This window comes from Nitrospirota bacterium, from assembly GCA_023229435.1.
GTDB lineage: Bacteria > Nitrospirota > UBA9217 > UBA9217 > UBA9217 > JALNZF01.
On the sequence record JALNZF010000001.1, the window covers coordinates 238,818 to 258,016 of the forward strand.

The 19,199-nt window shown below is 49.1% G+C and carries 17 protein-coding genes; all 17 read left to right on the top strand.

Features of this window, described 5'->3' with window-relative positions; genetic code table 11:
- Nucleotides 1-29 precede the first annotated feature (29 nt).
- Nucleotides 30-932, top strand: coding sequence for a GNAT family N-acetyltransferase (locus tag M0R70_00995; protein ID MCK9417936.1), 903 nt, complete (start codon nt 30-32; stop codon nt 930-932).
- A gap of 442 nt (nt 933-1,374) precedes the next feature.
- On the top strand, nt 1,375-2,289 hold the full coding sequence (locus M0R70_01000; protein ID MCK9417937.1) for a hypothetical protein: 915 nt from the start codon (nt 1,375-1,377) through the stop codon (nt 2,287-2,289).
- A 203-nt stretch (nt 2,290-2,492) separates the two neighbouring features.
- Nucleotides 2,493-3,998, top strand: coding sequence for a DUF362 domain-containing protein (locus tag M0R70_01005; GenBank protein MCK9417938.1), 1,506 nt, complete (start codon nt 2,493-2,495; stop codon nt 3,996-3,998).
- Nucleotides 3,999-4,041: 43 nt separating this feature from the next.
- On the top strand, nt 4,042-4,662 hold the full coding sequence (locus M0R70_01010) for a GNAT family N-acetyltransferase (GenBank protein ID MCK9417939.1): 621 nt from the start codon (nt 4,042-4,044) through the stop codon (nt 4,660-4,662).
- Nucleotides 4,663-4,666: 4 nt separating this feature from the next.
- Complete coding sequence (locus tag M0R70_01015) at nt 4,667-6,097, top strand: hypothetical protein (protein MCK9417940.1); 1,431 nt, start codon at nt 4,667-4,669, stop codon at nt 6,095-6,097.
- A gap of 110 nt (nt 6,098-6,207) precedes the next feature.
- Nucleotides 6,208-7,233, top strand: coding sequence for a hypothetical protein (locus M0R70_01020; GenBank protein MCK9417941.1), 1,026 nt, complete (start codon nt 6,208-6,210; stop codon nt 7,231-7,233).
- Nucleotides 7,234-7,251: 18 nt separating this feature from the next.
- Nucleotides 7,252-7,497, top strand: coding sequence for an acyl carrier protein (locus M0R70_01025; GenBank protein MCK9417942.1), 246 nt, complete (start codon nt 7,252-7,254; stop codon nt 7,495-7,497).
- 97 nt (nt 7,498-7,594) lie between these two features.
- Complete coding sequence (locus tag M0R70_01030) at nt 7,595-8,191, top strand: GNAT family N-acetyltransferase (GenBank protein ID MCK9417943.1); 597 nt, start codon at nt 7,595-7,597, stop codon at nt 8,189-8,191.
- Between the two features lie 31 nt (nt 8,192-8,222).
- Nucleotides 8,223-9,230, top strand: coding sequence for an agmatinase family protein (locus M0R70_01035; protein MCK9417944.1), 1,008 nt, complete (start codon nt 8,223-8,225; stop codon nt 9,228-9,230).
- Between the two features lie 62 nt (nt 9,231-9,292).
- Nucleotides 9,293-10,438 (top strand): acyl-CoA dehydrogenase family protein, encoded by a 1,146-nt coding sequence (locus tag M0R70_01040; GenBank protein ID MCK9417945.1) that lies wholly within the window; start codon nt 9,293-9,295, stop codon nt 10,436-10,438.
- 50 nt (nt 10,439-10,488) lie between these two features.
- On the top strand, nt 10,489-11,406 hold the full coding sequence (locus tag M0R70_01045; protein ID MCK9417946.1) for a glycosyltransferase family 2 protein: 918 nt from the start codon (nt 10,489-10,491) through the stop codon (nt 11,404-11,406).
- 67 nt (nt 11,407-11,473) lie between these two features.
- Nucleotides 11,474-13,081 (top strand): amino acid adenylation domain-containing protein, encoded by a 1,608-nt coding sequence (locus M0R70_01050; GenBank protein MCK9417947.1) that lies wholly within the window; start codon nt 11,474-11,476, stop codon nt 13,079-13,081.
- A 26-nt stretch (nt 13,082-13,107) separates the two neighbouring features.
- Complete coding sequence (locus M0R70_01055; GenBank protein ID MCK9417948.1) at nt 13,108-14,265, top strand: glycosyltransferase family 4 protein; 1,158 nt, start codon at nt 13,108-13,110, stop codon at nt 14,263-14,265.
- A complete protein-coding gene (locus tag M0R70_01060; GenBank protein MCK9417949.1) occupies nt 14,265-15,158 on the top strand; it encodes a polysaccharide deacetylase family protein in 894 nt (297 codons plus the stop codon). The genes M0R70_01055 and M0R70_01060 overlap by 1 nt, the downstream gene beginning before the upstream one ends.
- 180 nt (nt 15,159-15,338) lie before the next feature.
- Complete coding sequence (locus M0R70_01065) at nt 15,339-16,157, top strand: glycosyltransferase family 2 protein (GenBank protein ID MCK9417950.1); 819 nt, start codon at nt 15,339-15,341, stop codon at nt 16,155-16,157.
- 90 nt (nt 16,158-16,247) lie between these two features.
- Nucleotides 16,248-18,122: an asparagine synthase (glutamine-hydrolyzing) gene (gene asnB / locus M0R70_01070; GenBank protein ID MCK9417951.1), complete on the top strand. Its 1,875-nt coding sequence runs from the start codon at nt 16,248-16,250 to the stop codon at nt 18,120-18,122.
- A 6-nt stretch (nt 18,123-18,128) separates the two neighbouring features.
- The gene (locus tag M0R70_01075) at nt 18,129-19,091 is read left to right on the top strand and encodes a glycosyltransferase family 2 protein (GenBank protein ID MCK9417952.1); all 963 of its coding nucleotides are present in this window, start codon (nt 18,129-18,131) and stop codon (nt 19,089-19,091) included.
- Nucleotides 19,092-19,199 lie beyond the last annotated feature (108 nt).

Sequence of the window (19,199 nt, forward strand, 5' to 3'; positions counted from 1 at the left end):
TATTGGCAGAATCGTACGGATACACACCCATGTATTTTACTATGGTAATGCATGGAGTTTTGAAAGCATTGATCCCCGTCATGGAAGTCAACAGCTGGATAACCGGCAAGCGGGCGGTATCGCTCCCGTTTACGGATTATTGCGAGCCGATCATGACGGAAAACGGGCTCTTTCCCGATCTTATGGAGGCATTGCTGTCGCAGGGAAGGAAGGCAAAGTGGAAGTCGATCGAACTGAGGCCCGTGAACGCCCTGCCGGCGCAGTATCTTCCCGCTTCTGTTTATTTCGGTCATGTCCTGGATATCCGCCGGAGTGAAGATGATATTTTAGGAGATCTTCGGGACAGCACAAAACGAAACATCAAGAAAGCAACGAAGGAAGGCGTGGAGGTAACGTTCAGCGAATCAATGGATGCTCTGAATGAATTTTGCCGGCTGAACTGCATCACCCGGAAAGATCACGGACTTCCACCGCAGCCCGCGGTCTTTTTTGGAAAAATTCACGAACATATTCTTTCAAAAGGGCTTGGAACTGTCGCGCTGGCAAAGCATCAAGGTAAATATATCGCCGGCGCCGTCTATTTTCATTTTGGCGATCAGGCTTTCTATAAATATGGGGCATCGGACAAAGCGTACCAGAACATCAGGGCCAACAATCTCATTATGTGGGAGGCGATACGATCGTATCGCGCCAAAGGATATGCGGGCTTCCAGTTCGGTAGGACAGAACCGCAGAACAACGGTCTTCGTCAGTTCAAGACAGGGTGGGGAGCCCGGGAATATCCGATCCATTATTATAAATACGATCTGCGGCAAAACGCATTTGTGAAGGACGCCTTGAAACTGACGGGGATACACAACCAGATCTTCGGCAATATGCCGATGCCGCTGCTCAAAATCGCGGGGTCCCTGTTGTACAGGCATATGGGGTAGAGCTGTTTTAAGTGCCTAAAGTGACTAAAGTGAACTAAAGTGACTAAGATAACAAGTGCCTAAAGTGAGCTAAAGTTAAAAGTGCCTAAAGTGCACTAAAGTGACTAAAGTGAACTAAAGTTAAAAGTGTCTAAAGTTAAAAGTGAATAAAATGCCTAAAATGGAATTTCTAACTTTAGCTCACTTTAAGTACTTAAGGCACTTTAGTCACTTTAAGTTACTTTCTGGAAGTTATTATCGATGCAAACATGCTAACTCGAGATGAAGTCAAAGTAGAATACGACGAATGCAGCGAATTACTCGCAATTTTTACCACAATCGGCAACAAAGTGAACTAAAATGCCTAAAATGGAATTTCTAACTTTAGCTCACTTTAAGTACTTAAGGCACTTTAGTCACTTTAATTTACTTTAGTCACTTTAGTGCACTTAATTAAAAAACCATGAAAAATATATTACGAGTCTATTACTTTATTAAACCAACCATTCCCCGGCGGCTGCAGCTTCTCATCAGAAGGCTGATCGCGCAAAGAGTGAGGATCAAATACGCGGATGTATGGCCCATCGATGAAGGGGCCTCGAAGAAACCTTTAAACTGGAAGGGATGGCCGGATGGGAAGAAGTTCGCGCTGGTGCTGACCCACGATGTTGAAATGGTAAAGGGGCATGATCGCTGCATGGAACTTATGCTTCTGGAAGAGGAACTCGGTTTCCGTTCTTCCTTCAATTTTGTGCCTGAGCGCTACCGGGTGTCGCCTGATCTGCGTTTTCATTTGCAGGAGAGAAACTTCGAAGTTGGCGTGCACGGACTTCTTCATGACGGGAAATACTACAGTTCGAGGGAAGTATTCAGAGGGCGGGTGGAAAAGATCAACAACTATCTCAGGGAATGGCATGCCGTGGGCTATCGCGCTCCATCCATGCTTCATAAGCTGGACTGGTTCCATGATCTCAACATAGAATACGATGCCTCAACATTCGATACGGACCCCTATGAGCCTCATTCCGAGGGCATGGGAACGATTTTCCCCTTTCTGGTCAAGGGGAAGATCGGTGAACGAGAATATATTGAACTTCCCTACACGCTTCCGCAGGACCACGCGCTTTTCGTGATCATGCGGGAGAGAACCATCGACATCTGGAAAAAAAAGCTGGACTGGGTGGCGCACAATGGCGGGATGGCCCTTGTGATCACTCATCCTGACTATATGAATTTCAATACGACATGCGGGCTCGAAGAATATCCGGCAACACTCTACCGGGAGTTCCTTGAGTATATTCGATCACGGTACGAAGGGCAGTACTGGCACGCGCTTCCAAAGGAAATAGCGAAGTTCTGGAGAGAAAAGGATTTATAAAATCAAAAAACTTTGTAACTGCTCAGGTCAAAATCAGTTAGCCGCGATAGAACCCCCGACAAGACATTTCGAGGGCAGGCTCCAGGATCGCAGAGAGAACAAAAACTTAAATACATGGTTTCAGGTGTTTTTTACTTTGAGTTCTTTGCGATCTTTTGCGGCCAATCTGAGTAGTTACAAAGATTTTAGGTTTTCATCTAAAAATGAATAACTCGCACGGATTAAAAAACTCAATCGAATTCCCGAAGAACATCGCGGACAGGGTCGCTGTTCAATTTATCGAAAAGGAGAAGGGCTATCCGGATAGATTCCCCTTTGACCCGCCCGCGCGATATCCGGAATATACCGGGACGGAACTGGATCCGAATAATCAGGTCTACAACGGCGTCAGGGAGACGTTTTTCCGGCTCGGCCTCGACAAGGCGCATTTTAATACAAAGGACTGGAATCCTTTTGGTGATTTTATCAAGCCCGGCATGACCGTGTTCATCAAGGCGAACACGGTGACGCATGAGCATGAGCAGAACAAGGACGTTTTCTCGGTGATCGTCCACGCCTCCGTGCTGCGGCCGGTGCTCGATTACGTCTGCAGGGCGCTTGATAATGACGGAAGAATAATCATCGGCGATTCTCAGTTGTACTACTGTGATTTTCAAAAGGCAATGGTCGTCTCCAGGATAGGAAAACTTCTCGAATGGTATGCGGAACGGACCAAAGTCCAATTCGAATGTTTCGATCTCAGGATCAACAAGGCATATCGAACGTGGCTCTACGGAAGATGGGGCAGGAAAAAAGTCGAGCAGGACCCGCGCGGATATCGCTTCGTGGACCTCGGCAAGGAAAGTTATTTCAACAGCATAGACCCCACGAGGCTCCGGATCGCCATTGCCGGGCATAAAAACATGTTCAAGCACCATTCGGGAGGCAGGCATGAATACCTCTTCCCCGGATCATTTCTCCAAAGCGACGCGGTGATCAGCATAGCGAAGCTGAAGACCCACCGCAGGACCGGGGTAACTCTCGCGCTCAAGAATTTCATGGGCATCCCGGCGCTCAAGGACAGCCTTCCTCATTTCATGACCGGCTCAGTGCAGGAGGGCGGCGACCAGTACATTCATCCTTCGCGCAGAAAACGGATCGTCACACACCTGCACGACGTCATCCAGACAAATCCATCCATACCGGTGAAATTTGTGTGCGCGATCGCAAAAAAAGCCCTCTGGAATACGCATAAGATCATTCCGTTCAAGGACGACGTCTTTGAGGCAATGTGGCATGGCAATGACACCCTGTGGCGGACCCTGCTCGATCTCTGCAGGGCGGTCATGTATGCGGACAGAGAGGGTAAAATAGTTGATTCCCCGCAAAGGAAATTGTTCTATCTTATCGACGGCATCGTTGGCGGGGAAAAGGACGGCCCCCTCGTGCCTGATCCGGTAAAGGCTGGGGTGCTGCTTGCGGGGTTCAACGCGGTAACGATCGACGCTGTTGGCGCCACGCTTATGGGATTTGATATTAACAAGATACCTCTTATTAAAAAGGGACTGGATGACAGGACGCACATTCATCCCGTGTATGACGGGACGCCGGAAGCCATAAGGGTCCTTGAGGGAGACAGGGTATACGGTCTTTCTGAATATGGAAGCCTGCGCAACCTCGGATTTGAGCCTCATCCTCAATGGAAAGGCCACATTGAATCGCGATACTAGTTCGATAAGCTGTCGAACGGCGTCTTCCCCGGGAGCACGGCAATTGCTCAGGAAGTTTCTGCGCAATTATCAGGACTACGGGCTTCAGGTGAGCCTGCGGAAGAGCCTGCAATATCTCATGAAGCCGTTCTACAGGAACATCACCTACAGGATCTACCGGGTGGACCTTACCGCGGTCCCGGCCCAAAAGTCCGGCGACAGTACATTACAATTCAGGCTCATCACCAGGGATGATGTCGGGCTGATTCGCCAGATAGAGGCCATGACGGAATGGCTGGAGGGCAAGGTCGCCGACCTGATCGCTTCCGAGGGATTATGCCTCGCGGCCCTTGACAACGATACGGTGGCCGGCTTCAATCTGGTAACGTTCCGGGAAGGATGTCTCCTGCTGCTGGACTACAACAGAAAACTGAAATCGAACGAAGCATGGTCACAACAGATCACGGTCCATAGCGCATACCGGCGCTTGGGGCTGGGTACGGAACTTCGCTACCGGGTGTTCGAAGAACTGCGCAAAAGGGGATTCAAAAAGATGTACGGCGGCACCCGCATTGATAACAAGGCGAATCTGGGCCTGACCAGGAAAACGGGATTCAGGGAAATCGCCGATGTCAACTATTTCAGGTTATTTCAACGTTCAAAACTCCGGTTCAAACGGGTCTGACGTGATGCGTCTTGAAGATCTGCGCGACAGATTCATAGGCACGCTCGTGTTCCCGTTCACCAGTCTTCTGATGAACCGGCGGGGGATCAACCGGATGCACCGGGCTTTTCTCGGATCAGAGCATTATTCCGTTGAACAGGCTCGCGAAATCCAGCTGATAAAGATGAGGCGCATGATCACTCACGTCGATGCGTGGGTGCCGTACTACACAAAGAAGTTCAAGACGCTCGGTTTTGCGCCGGGTGATATCAAAACGCTTGAAGATATCAAGGCGATCCCCCCGGTTAGCAGACAGGATGTCATCGACCATCACCGGGACATGGTGGACAAACGGCTGCGGTCGTCCGTCGAGAAGGCTGATGCGCGCACCCGGGGACCGGGCGAGCCCATCCCGTTCGCCTTTTTCCGCAGGCATAAACTGGTAAGGAACACCTCGAGCGGTTCAACAGGCGCCCCCACGGTTTTTTATGAAGACGGTTCCACGACGGCCCGCAACTGGGCGCTGGAGCTGCGGTTGAAAAGCTGGTATGGTGTGGGGCCCGGCGCGCGTGAGGCGCGCATGGCGAGGCTTTCAACCGCGTATGACCCCGCGAGCACACAGCTGAAATTAAGAAGCGCGCTCTGGAACCAGCTTGTTCTGCCGGGAGTCAACCTCACGGACAGGGACTGTGAGGACAGTCTTCACCGGCTGGCGGCCTTTAAACCAAAGGTCCTCTGGGGTTTTACCTCCGCCTTGACCGCGCTCGCTTCCTACGCGCAAAAGAGCGGAAAAGCAGCGCTGCTTCCCCGTATTCAACTCGTCATCGCCTGGGCCGCGCCGCTCTATGATCACGAAAAGGAGCTTCTGCGTGAGGTCTTTCAATGTCCTGTCACAAATATCTACGGGGCCCGGGAAGTGGGACACATAGCCGCGATCTGCCCGGAAGGGTCCTTCCATATCAATGATGAGAGCCTGTATGTTGAAACCGCGGGTCCCAATGACGGGGCAACGGAAGGCGAGATCCTGGTGACCACGCTTGAGGATTCGCCGATGCCGTTCATCAGATATCGCACCGGAGATCTTGGTCGGATTTCCGAAAGCAATTGCGCGTGCGGGCGGACGCTCAGGGTATTCGACAGTCTGCTGGGGCGCACCGGAGAGGTCTTCATCACGAAGGACGGGCGCATGATATCGCCTAATTTCTGGTGCCGGACGTTCATGGACAGAAAACTTGCCGGCGCGGTGGAACGCTTTCAGGTCGTCTATCAAAGTCCCGAAAGCATGAAGATCAGAATTGTGAAGGGCAGTACCTATACCGAAAAAACCGAAGAACACCTGAAAGCGCATCTGAAGAACAATTTTCATTCTTCCATGAAAACACAGTTCGAGTATGTCGGTGAGATAGAACCGCAAATATCGGGTAAATATCAGATGGTGATAAAGGAATCTCGATAAGCTGAAATATTAAAACCGCACTGGAATTTGAACCCGGAATTTGTAAATGTCCGGCCGTTAATCCCGGAAACGGACGCAAGGCGGTTCTGTCGGCAGAAAGGAAATAACGATTGAAAACGGTCATTATTGATGAATCAAAAAAAAGTGAGTGGGAGCAGTATATCTATGACAACCCCAATTCGGTGCCGGGTCAGAGTTACGAATGGAGCTCCCTGCTGAGACGACATTATAGTTTTGACTTCTATCCGATTGCGGCGGTTGAAGATACGAAAATATGCGGTATTCTGCCGCTCTATCACCTTACAACGGCCTCCGGAAAAGACGTGCTGATATCGGCGCCGTACGCGGTTAACGGAGGGATCCTGGCCGACAATGAACAGGCTGCACAGGTGCTCTTCGAAAAGGCAAAAGAGATATCGAAGAAACATAATGGGTGTCCAATTACACTCAAGCAATATAAGATCCGAATAGCGGGGGACATGAGAATAGATGACAGCTATTATAATCGTCAACTGAATGTAGCAAGAAATTCATCCGACATTTGGAAAGAGATATCTGAACAGAACAGGCACAACATCGAAGAAACAATGAAGCATGAGCTCGTGCTTGAATATCCTTCGCGGGACGTAAACGGTTTCTATAAATTACTCTTGCGTTACCACCATAAAAAGGGTGTGCCCTGTGTCAATCAAAAATGGATCGAAGACCTGATTGAATATAGAATGTCCTCCATTGCCATATTGAGGTCCAATAATCATATCGTTGCGGCCACCATGGTCAAGGATTTCAGAGACTGGTTCTCATTCCCGTTTACCTGTGTACCGGATACCACCGATAAAGCCACTCTGTTCGCATACGGCCTTTACTGGCAGCTTATTCTTCGATTTACCACCGAGGGAAAGAGGATCTTTCATTCAGGAAGAATTCCCAATACTGATCAGACCGATATATATCGACTCGGATGGGGCGGTACGAGATACGATTATTGTTATCACTATTATCCCAATACGACGGTGAAAACGGATTTTACCCGGAAGCGGGGCTGGAAAAGGGACCTCTTTGAAAAGCTGTGGAGGATGGTACCCGAACCTGTCGCCGGTGCACTCGGTCCATCGATCGTAAAAAGATTTCCGTGAAGAGTAAGGAGTTAAAGCGTGAAAGACAAAACAGCGATAAAAGAATTTATTAAAAAGGACCTTACTCGGGGCAAAGGGATTTCCGATCTGGGGGATACGGATAACCTGATCGAATCCGGCATTATTGATTCTCTGGGGATACAGCTACTTGTTTCTTATCTGGAAAAGAACTTCTCGATCACCATTGCCGACGATGAACTGATGCCGGATAATTTCGAAACCATCGATGCTATCTGGGCCTTGATAAACAGCAAAACGAAATGACCATGTATTCACGTAAGGGTTCATCCAGGGGAGACTAGTGATCAACCGGCTTTCCATGCGATTTCTGCAAATTTATGAATCTGTCAAGCACACGGGTTTGTCATCATTATTGCGGCAGATCGTTTATTTTAACAGAGTTGCCATCGTCGTTGAGAAAGATCTCCTTGAACTTGAAGCAATGAAGGAAAATCCGGCACAGGCGCCCGTTGAAATCATTGAATTGCGAAAAGACCTCCTGAATAACCATGATCTTCTGTATCCCCTTAAAAATAGATATTTCAAGGCAGTTCATTATCTCAAAAAAGGATATGGCGGTTATGCGATCGCAAAAGGGAAAACGATCGTTGGAGATATCTGGTTCTTTGCGCCGGACAGCAGCAACACGGCTCTCCGCCATCCTGACTGCCAATGGCTTGGACTGCAGTGCGAGAACGATCAAGCATATACCTTTGATATGTTTTTGAATCCCGAAGAGCGCGGAAATAATCTGGCATCATTTCTGCAAACCAGTGCGTTGCGGTCACTCCATAAAAAAGGTTTCACAAGGGCCTATGGATACTACTGGGGTGATAATATCCCGGCGCTTTGGGTCCATCGGCTGGTGAAGTGGAAGGAAATGAAACGGCTGAAAGTACATCGCTTTATCTTTATGAAGCACGTCGCGGGCGTGACAGTACGAGCAGAATTCACATAAAAGGCGTTTCTCCCGGTAGAAGGAGCTGAATATGCAAGCCAACAGGAAAGATATGCCGATGGTGCCGAATAGAAAGGCATCTCTGCCCGTCGTATATGGAGATACCCCGTCTTTTCTTGGGGCCGATGTACTTGATGTCCGGTCGCTGGTGAAAGGATACGATGTCATCGTCGTCGGCGTGCCGTGGGAGGGGACCATAACGTGGGGGTCGTCCAGCAGCTGCGAACAGGCGCCCCGTACCATCCGGCATGCCTCCGCGCGATATGGCGGATTTCTACCTGAATACGAGATCGATCTGTTTGACCATCTGAAGCTCGGCGATATCGGTGATATATCGGTCAATTCAGGAGATCCCGCCGCGACCATGAAAAACGTATTTACGGCAATGGATTCGATCTATAAAAACCAAAGCATCCCGGTCGCGCTGGGAGGGGACCATTCCTTTACGCAGGAGATCGTCAGGGCCCTCGGCGCCAATCATGGGGGTGATATCGGAGTCATCCATTTCGACGCCCATTTTGACAATAGTCCCAATTTCGGAGAAGATGAATTCCCCCGGTGCGGCCCGATCCACCGAATATCCCAGCTGGAAAATGTGAGAAAGGAAAGCATAGTCCATCTCGCTATCCGGGGGCCGCGAAACTCTCCGTCGCAGTTTGCATACGCGAAAAAAATGGGCGCAACGATCTTTAACATCAGGGATATCAGAAAACACGGAATGGACAGCATTATCGAGAAGGCGATTACCATCGCGCGGAAAAATACAAAACATGTCTTTGTTTCGATCTGCAGCGACTGTATCGACGCCGCGTTCAATCCCGGCGGTCCCGCGGATTTCAACGGACTGTTCCCGCACGAGCTGTTTTCCGCTCTATATCGGCTCGGCGAAGAGGGCATAGCAGGCCTGGACTATGTGGAGGTCTATCCCAAACAGGACCCGCAGTCTGTCTCCTCTCACCTGGCGTCATGGGCAATAGTCCATGTGCTCGCAGGCCTGGCATCTAGGAAGAAAAAAACAGGAACGCACCTGTCACTTTAGCCACTTTAGGCATTTTAGTCACTTTAGCGCACTTTACTCACTTTTCTCACTAAAGGAACTCTATGGACTTTTCACTCACCGAAGAACAACTGGATTTCAAAAAGTCCGCGATAGAATTCGCCAAACGCGCGCTCAATGAAGGCGCGAGAGAGCGCGAAAAGAAGAGTGAATTTAACCAGGCCGGCTGGGAAAAGTGCGCGCAGTTCGGCATCCAGGGCCTGCCCCTTCCGAAGCGCTATGGAGGGCTGGAGTTGGACATTCTAACCTGCATCGCGGCGATGGAGGGGCTGGGATACGCGTGCAGTGACGGCGGCCTGCTCTTTTCGCTGAATTCCACGATCTGGACCTGCGAAATGCCCATTCTGAAATTCGGGACCGAGGAACAAAAGGATAAATATCTCCCCGGTCTTATTCAGGGAACACTAAAAGGCGGGCATGCCATGACGGAACCAAATTCAGGTTCCGACGCGTTCAGCTTGAAGTGCAAGGCTGAAAAACGCGGAGACAAATATATCCTGAACGGCGCCAAGGCATTCATAACGAACGCCCCCATAGCGGACGTTCTGCTTGTTTTCGCGGTAACGGACGCGAGCAAAAAATTCGCCGGAATGTCCGTATTCCTGGTGGAAAAGGACTTCCCGGGATATTCTCTGGGTAGACGGGAAGAATTGATGGGGCTCAAGACATGCCCGCTCGGAGAGGTGATCCTCAGGGACTGTGAAGTGCCCGCGAAGAACCTGTTAGGGAAGGAAGGGGCGGGCGCGGCAATATTCAATTCGGAAATGGATTGGGAGCGAAGCTGTCTGTTTGCCACCCACGTCGGCGCGATGGAACGCATGCTGGACGAATGTGTCGAATATGCCAAAGTGCGGCAGCAATTCGGGAAGCCGATCGGAAACTATCAGTCGATATCGCACAAGATCGCGGACATGAAGGTCCGTCTTGAGCTGTCACGGCTCGTCCTCTATCAGGCCGCCTGGATGAAGGCCCAGGGCAAGCGGGCACAGATGGAGTCCGCCATGGCAAAACTGTTCATCAGTGAAAGCTATGTGCAGAGCAGTCTGGACGCAATACAGATCCACGGCGCGTATGGCTATTCAACGGAATTCGATTTTGAAAGGAACCTTCGCGACGCCATCGGCGGAAAGATCTATTCGGGGACCTCAGAGGTCCAGAGGAATGTCATCGCTTCCTTCCTCGGGCTGTGACATTCAGGCGGAGTTCCAGTCAATGCAGAGAGATGGAGGTTCAAGTAGACATGAAAAGACGGTTCACGGTAATTATTGCAACGTACAACCGGGAAGACTACCTTCGGCAGGCCATAGAGTCGGTGTTAGCACAAAAGTTCACTGATTATGAATTTATTGTTGTGGATGATGGTTCCACGGACAGAACACAGGAAATAATTCGATCCTATGCAACAAAGATCAAAAACATACGGCAGGAGAACCAGGGATCGGAAATGGCCTACAAAACCGGGGTCTCTCATGCGGATGGCGAGTATATGGCATTCTTAGACAGTGATGACTACTTTTTCCCAAATGCACTTGCTATATATGATAGGATAATCCGGAAACTGGACTCGCCCCCGTTAATTATTGGGGCAATGATACGTTTTTGGGAGGGTCAGAATGCACCAACTGAGATCGGAGAATCATCGGTAATAGAGGTGCAGAAATACCGCGACTATTTATCAAAGGATGTGTTAATAGGACTCGCGCAAAGCAGAATCGTCATGCAGAAATCTCTCTTTGAAAAAGCCTATGGTCCTCAAGGCAACACGACTCCTTGCTTGCTGAACGATTATAATCTCATGCTTCAGGCCGGGATATATGGGCCATGCGTGATAGCAAAGCAACCGGTTACCATAGCTTACCGGCAGCATACGAGCCAAGGTTCAAGGAATATTGAAAAGATGGCCGAAGGTGTTTTGTCTTTGGTTAACATGGTTCGACGGGGGCACTGTTCAGGTGGACGGTCTCGCTTGTTGGAAAAGTATGCGTTCTTAGGTGGTCCGGTGTATGAATGGGGCAGTAAAGCTCTAAAAACTCATCGTCCGATGTTAGCATTCAGAGTCCTAATCAAGGGCGGGCCAATGGTGATGGTTGCAATGTTGAGAAAGTTGTCTTTTCTCTTTCGCCGTTATGCTGCTTCTATAAGCATAGCAAACGATTAGAAAGCCGACTTCTTTGCAAAAATCATTCTATTAGACGTAAACGATAAATTGTTTGAGTAGAATAAAAATGCCATTATTACATCATCTTCTCACGGAAGGCTCGCGGAAACATCCTGACAGGATTGCGTTGATCTTCAAGGATGCCTCCATGACCTATGCGCAGGTTGAAGCGACCAGCAATCAACTCGCCGCCGTGTTGTTGCGTCAAGGCGTCAATAAGGGCGATCGCGTCGGGATCATGCTTGGCAAGTCGATCGAGTCGGTCATCACTCTTTTTGGCATACTGAAGACGGGAGCTGTTTATGTGCCGCTTGATCCGCTCGCGCCGGTCAGCAGAATAGGAGCGATCATTCAGAACTGCGGGATAACCTGCCTTGTCACATCAAATATCCATGCAGCAAACATGCTTGCGGAACATGGGCCGGACCAGCCTTTAAAAAAGGTTATTATTACCGATACTGCTATCACTCCGGGAATGTTGAAGAACAATGATGTGGAGATCACGGCATGGGTGGAGGTCTTGAATGAAAAGGCCGCTCAGTTCGAGGGCGTCGAATGCTCGGAGAATGATCCGGCATATATTCTCTATACGTCCGGCTCAACGGGCACGCCCAAGGGGGTGGTGATTTCACACCGGAATGCCCTTGCGTTCGTGAACATGGCGGCTGATTATTTTACTATCAGCGCGAGCGACAGACTCGCCAACCACGCGCCGCTTCATTTCGATCTCTCGGTCTTTGATGTCTTTGTCGCGATACGGCAGGGGGCCGCGATCGTCCTGATCCCGGAGTCCTTCGCGGCATTCCCGATGGCATTGGCGGAATACATCGACAAGCAGAAGATCACTGTCTGGAATTCGGTGTCTTCCGTTCTAACGATGCTCGTGGACCGGGGAGCGCTGGACAAATATTCCTTCAGCTCGCTCCGCATCGTCCATTTCTCGGGTGACGTTCTTCCCGTGAAATATCTCCGCAAGCTGACGGATAAGATGAAGAACGCTGTTTTCTATAATATTTACGGCCAGACCGAGGCGAATTCATCATTGTCCTATCGAATAGGCGTTATACCGGAAAATGAACTCTGGAAGGTCCCGATCGGACGTCCGTTTCCGGGTTTTGAGGTCTTTGCCTTGAACAGCGGGAATGAAATTGTCCGGAACGCCGGTGAAGAAGGCGAACTCTACGTCAAGGGAGCGACCGTTGCCCTCGGGCACTGGAATGACGAGGAGAAAACACGGGAGAAGTTCGTGCAAGACCCGCGATCCGGTACGGATCAGGCAACGGTCTATAAGACGGGCGATATCGTCCGCAGGGAGCAGGACGGTAACTATTCATTCGTCGGCCGCACGGACCACATGGTAAAGAGCAGAGGGTATCGCATCGAGTTGACCGAGATCGAGCTGGCGCTCAGGAGCCACCCCGCGGTGAGACAGGCTGCGGCAATCGCGGTCCCGGACGAACTGATCGGAAATAAGATCATCGCGTATGTGACGACCGTTGAAAATGAGCGTCCGGCGGTAAGCGAGCTGCTCGATCATTGCGCTGGAATATTGCCGAAATACATGCTGCCGGAGGCGATTGAGGTCCGGGAATCGTTTCCCGCAACGTCGACCGGCAAGGTCAACAGAAAAGAACTTGAACGGTTCGCACGGCTGAACTACGGCTCATTGATATGAGAGGTGCCTGATTTATGAGAATATGTATGCTTGCGTATTCATTTTACGAGTCCGACAACCGCATCATGCGTTATGCCGAGGCGCTTGCCGGTCGGGGCGACTACGTGGATGTTCTGGCCCTCAGGAATAATAATGCGACATACGAGAACATCAACGGCGTGAACGTGTACCGGATCCAGAGTCGCGAAATTAATGAGCGGACAAAACTATCTTATCTGTTCCGAATTATGCGATTTATCGCGCGGTCAGGCTGGCTGCTCACGAGAAAACACCTCAAAGATCCCTACGACCTTATCCATGTGCATTCCATACCGGACTTCGAGGTCTTTGCCGCTCTTGTCCCAAAGCTTCTCGGCGCTAAAGTGATCCTCGATATTCACGACATCGTTCCTGAGTTCTACGCAAGCAAGTTCGGCGTCAGCAAAGGGTCCGTTGTTTTCAAGGCACTCAAGCTCATCGAACGGTGGTCCACGAATTTCGCGGACCACGTCATCATTGCCAACCATCTTTGGGAAAAGGTGATCACTGCGCGTTCGGTGAAGCAGGAAAAATGCTCCACTTTTTTAAACTATCCCGACAGCAGCATGTTCAATACCGCACTCCGCACACGGCATGACGATGGACGCTTCATCATGATGTATCCCGGCACGCTTAACTGGCACCAGGGTCTGGATATAGCCATAAAGGCCATGGACCTTATCAGGGACAAGGCGCCGGAAGCGAAGCTCCATATTTACGGATACGGCAGCGCCAAGGAGGATTTGTCACGACTTATAGAAGAAAGGTCTCTGCAGAAGCAGGTGCAAGTATTTGACGGCCTACCCATCAAAATGATCGCCGGTATCATGGCGAATGCCGACCTCGGCATAGTTCCAAAGCGGAATGACTCATTCGGCGGCGATGCCTTCAGCACGAAGATCTTCGAGTTCATGGCCCTCGGGGTACCTATTATCGCGGCCAACACGCGGATCGATCGATATTATTTTAATGATTCCATTATCAAGTTCTTCGAGCCGGGTGATGAAGAGAGCCTTGCCGAGGCAATGCTTATCATGATCAAAAACCAGCGCTTGCGGAAGGAACTGGCCGCCAATGCCCTAACTTATGTGGCACAACAGAGCTGGGACATTAAGCGCAAGGATTACTACAACCTGGTGGACGGTCTGGTCAAGGGGAAATCCTGATGTTTCGTCTTGATCGGTTTATAACGCTCAATCTTATTGAGCCATTGGCCAGACTCAAACAGAATACAGGTATTCGCATCCCGATCCTCATGTACCACAGCATATCCTACGATGACGAGCGGCGAGTTCCGCCGTATTTTCGCGTTGCGACATCACCTGAGGTGTTCGCCCGGCATATGGATTTCCTCGCGAACAACGGATATCGGGTCATCGGGCTTGAAGCGGCAGTCGAGCGCCTGCGCACGGGCGGCGAAGGGGAGAACAGCAGCGAAGAAAAGGCCGTCGTCATAACTTTTGATGACGGCTTTCTTGATTTTTATACCGACGCTTTCCCTATTCTTTCCAGTCATGGATTTACTGCGACGGTATATTTGCCCACATCATTCATAGACGCGGTGAACAATGTCATAATTGGAAAACAGTTTCTCTCATGGGATCATGTGAATGAACTTGTCAAAGGGGGAATCACCTTTGGCTCCCACACGGTTTCGCACAAATACCTGGACCTGATACCCCATGCGGATGTGGAAAGGGAACTCCGGCAATCCCGGGATATCATCGAGCAGAGGACAGGAAGCCGAGTAAGGACTTTTTCTTTTCCCTATGGCTTCCCCGAACATAACAAGGAGTTCGTAACTTTTCTAGCTGATACCTTACACGCTTGTGGTTATATTGGCGCTGTCACCACAAGCATCGGAACGGCCAGGCACGAGAAGGATTCTTATTTTCTCAGACGAATTCCGATCAACACGGATGATGATATCGAGCTGTTCCAGGCTAAACTAAACGGCAGTTACGACTGGCTGCATGCGCCGCAGTATTTGGTTAAGGCAACAAAGGGCGTACTGGGCATTAGAAAAAGAAGAAAGGTCGTGCAATGGACCGCCCCCTGACCCGCTGCCGCGCTTCGCGGCTCAGTTTCTGTAAGTCCCTGTCATCCACCATTGAATTCAGACGATTATGAACAGTCAGCAGATGAATGAAATAAACGAGTCGAGGGCTCAGCATTGAGAGTCGTTATCGTTACACCGACAAGGAACGAAGAAAAGACCATTCAAACCACGATAGAATGTATGCTCAAACAGACTGTCTTGCCCGTCAAATGGGTGATCGTCAATGACGGCAGCACTGACAGAACGGAAAAAATAATCCTGCAATACTGCAATGAAAACAACCCGTTTATCGAATATGTATCAATTCCCGATAGAGGTTATAGAAACCCGGGAAAAGGCGTAGTGGAGACATTTTACGAAGGGATGAAAAAGATTGGCAATATCGATTACGATATTGTTGCAAAATTCGATGCGGACCTGGACTTTCCTCCGGATGCGCTTGAGAAAATATGCCAGGCGTTCAAAGATAATCAGCACCTGGGCATTACCGGTGGTGCTATTTATGAAAGAAAAAATCAGCAGGGGCCTTATGAAAAGCTCTATTATCCAGAGGGCTATGTTTGCGGACCCAATAAATTTTACAGGAAAAAATGTTTCGCCGATATCGGAGGACTCATTGCGCGTGCCGGGTGGGATGGGGTAGATATCATTCGGGCCAATATGAAGGAATGGGAAACCGGGACTCTGGAAACACTCACTACACATCATTTAAAAAATACAGGATCAGCTTTTGGCGAAGGACTGATAAAAGCCTGTGAAAAATACGGTGATGTCAGTTATTACATGGGCGGTTATCTGTGGTATTTTGCCTTAAGGCTTGTGGGGCGGTCCCTCGAAAGCAGAAATCCGAAGGTGGGTTACTATATGCTCAAGGGCTATGTAAATTCCTACCGGGAGAAAAAGGCAAGAGAACCGGAGGATTTCAGGGCATTTTTAAAGATAAAACAGAAAGAACATGTGTTTTCCCTGTTGGCAAAAATATCTAAAATACGAAGATAGCCTGTCGCTCTGAAGAGGAAAAGGGGCGACGTGCATTCAATTCGCGATGATGCTTAAGTACCTGGGAAGAAAGGCTGTGTTTTAACATTAATGTGCGGAATTTGCGGCATATATCATCTCAATGAAAAACCGGTTGATCGTGACCTCCTCACCAGGATGATGAATATCATTCGTCACCGGGGTCCGGATGGGGACGGAAGTTTTGTTGCGCAAGGCATCGGCCTGGGCCATAGAAGGTTGAGCATCATCGATCTCGCGGGCGGTTCTCAGCCGATATCAAACGAGGATGATAGTCTCCAGGTCATATTTAATGGAGAAATATACAACTTCATAGAACTGCGCGAAGAACTTCTTGCTAAAGGCCATACATTTAAAACGCGCACTGATACCGAGGTCATTGTTCACGGATATGAGGAATGGGGACCGGACTGTGTAAAACGGTTTAACGGAATATTCGCATTCGCCCTCTGGGACGGTAAGCTGAAAAGGCTGTTCATGGCCAGGGATCATCTGGGTGTCAAACCGCTCTACTATACGGTGATCAACAACACGCTTTTATTTGCTTCCGAGATCAAATCGATATTGCAGGAGAATAAATTCGAGCGAGCAGTTGACATCAAATCACTGGGGGAGCTTTTTACGTTTCGTTATGTCCCTTCTCCCAACACGCTTTTCAAGGGCATTCAAAAACTTCCTCCCGGACATTTTATGATTGCCGGTCCGAACGGTTTGAAAATTGAGCGGTATTGGAACTGGACGCCGCGGATCAGGCAAAGTTACCGGGAAAATGAACTGATAGAGGAATATCAATCACTTCTGGAAGATACCGTGAAGATTCAAATGAGGAGCGACGTCCCTGTCGGCCTTTTTCTTAGTTCGGGGCTCGATTCGGGAGTGCTGCTCGCTCTCATGAGCAAGATGGTTTCACAGCCCATTCACACGTTTACGATTGGTTTTGAGGACGGGGAAAAAACAAACGAAACCACCGATGCCAGGGACATGGCCGCGCGATTCGGCGCCGATCATTCGGAAATGATCGTGACCTCGAAGGATTATGAAAAATATTACGAACGATATCTGTGGGACCTGGAGGAACCGGTCGGAAATGAGTCGGCGGCCGCCTTCTATTTTGTAAGCCTGATAGCAGGCAAAAAAGTCAAGGTTGCGTTGACAGGACAGGGCGCAGACGAACCCTGGGCCGGATATCACCGATATATCGGCGTCAAACTGTCCGGAGTATACAGCAAGCTGCCCTCATTTCTTACTGACCGGCTGCTGAAAAAAATCGTGCTGAGCCTTCCGAGAAATGAGAGATTAAAGAGAGGCGTCACCGCGCTTTCTGAAAAGGACATCCTGACGCGGTTTTCGAAGATCTATTCATTTTACAGCGCCGAAATGAAGTCGGAGCTTTTTCAGGATTGGGTAAAGGAAGAGATCAGGGCCAACGCGTACGAAGCAAAGGATGCGCTGCGCCGCCTGCAGTCAGATGTCGCTTCATTGGATCCCCTGACTCAGATGCTCTACATAGACACCCGGGCCAATCTTCCCGATGACCTGCTCATGGTCGGCGACAAGACGTCGATGGCAAACTCGCTTGAGGCAAGAGTGCCGTTTTTGGATTATCGCATGGTGGAATTTATTGAAAGCCTGCCGCCGCAGCTTAAGTTGAAAGGGTTTCAAGGAAAGTATTTACACAAAAAAGCCCTCGCGAAATGGCTCCCGCCTTCGATCGTTCACCGGAAAAAGAAGGGTTTTGCGAACCCGGTGGACAAATGGCTGCGCGGTAAAATGCGCCGCTATATTGATGAGAGTTTATTGAGTAATGATTCGGCGGTAAGTAAATATTTCAACAAGGCATACATAGAAAACCTCGTGAGACTTCACGAAAGTAAACAGGAAGATTACATGCGCCAGATTTATCTGCTGATATCATTTGAATTGTGGCATAAGAAGTTTATCGGATAACTAAAAATGGACATCTCAGTCTGCATAGTCAATTGGAATACCAAAGAGCTGCTGGCGAATTGCATAAATTCTCTTCAGGAAAAAACAGCGGGCGTCAGCTATGAGGTTATTATAGTTGACAACAACTCCGCTGACGACAGCGTTGACATGATCAGGCAGCGATATCCACAGTGCAAGATCGTAGCATGCACGGAAAACATCGGCTTTACAAGAGGGAACAACCGATGTCTTCAAGAAGTTACGGGGAAATATGTTCTTTTCCTCAATCCCGACACGATATTGGCAACAAATGCCTTGTACGGCATGTTTCAATTCATGGAATCTAATCATGATGTCGGCGCGGTAGGATGTAAACTTCTCAATCAGGACGGGTCAATTCAGTACGTCGCTGCTCGGACCTTTCCCACTCTCTGGAACCAATTCTGCTATTTGATGATGCTGGACCGACTGTTTCCCACATTAAGAATGTTCAGCGCGATTGAATTGAGCTACTGGGACCATCAGGACAGCAGGGAGGCAGATTGTCTTACCGGCGCTTGCATTTTTACTAGAAAACAGGTTATGGACAGACTGAAGGGGTTTGATGATGCACTATTCATGTATGCGGACGATGTCGATCTCTGTTTTAGATTAAAAAAGGAAGGGCTGAAAATATATTATCTCGCAAGCGAGGCAATTTACCATCTCGAAGGCCAAAGCTCAAAAAAAAGGTCGGAGATGTTTTTTTCATCACTAACTCAGAGAGAATCAAATCATTACTATTTTCTTAAGCACCACGGGAAAATAAGTGCATTTCTTTATCGGCTGATCATTTTTCATGGATCCTTATTTAGATTGATAATAACCACTGTGAGTATTGTTGATTTGCGAAATAACAGGTTATGCAAAGAAGATAGACAATATATTAGTAAGAAATATTTGAACTTGATATTATGGTCCCTCGGGCTTAAAAAAGCGCAGACATCCTGATTTACAATCCCAATTGAAGCAGATATAGTCTTGTACATTAGAGCGAATACTAGGGACACAGAGACATAGCCAATAATCGTCGCTTCTCGACTATTTATGCAAATGGAG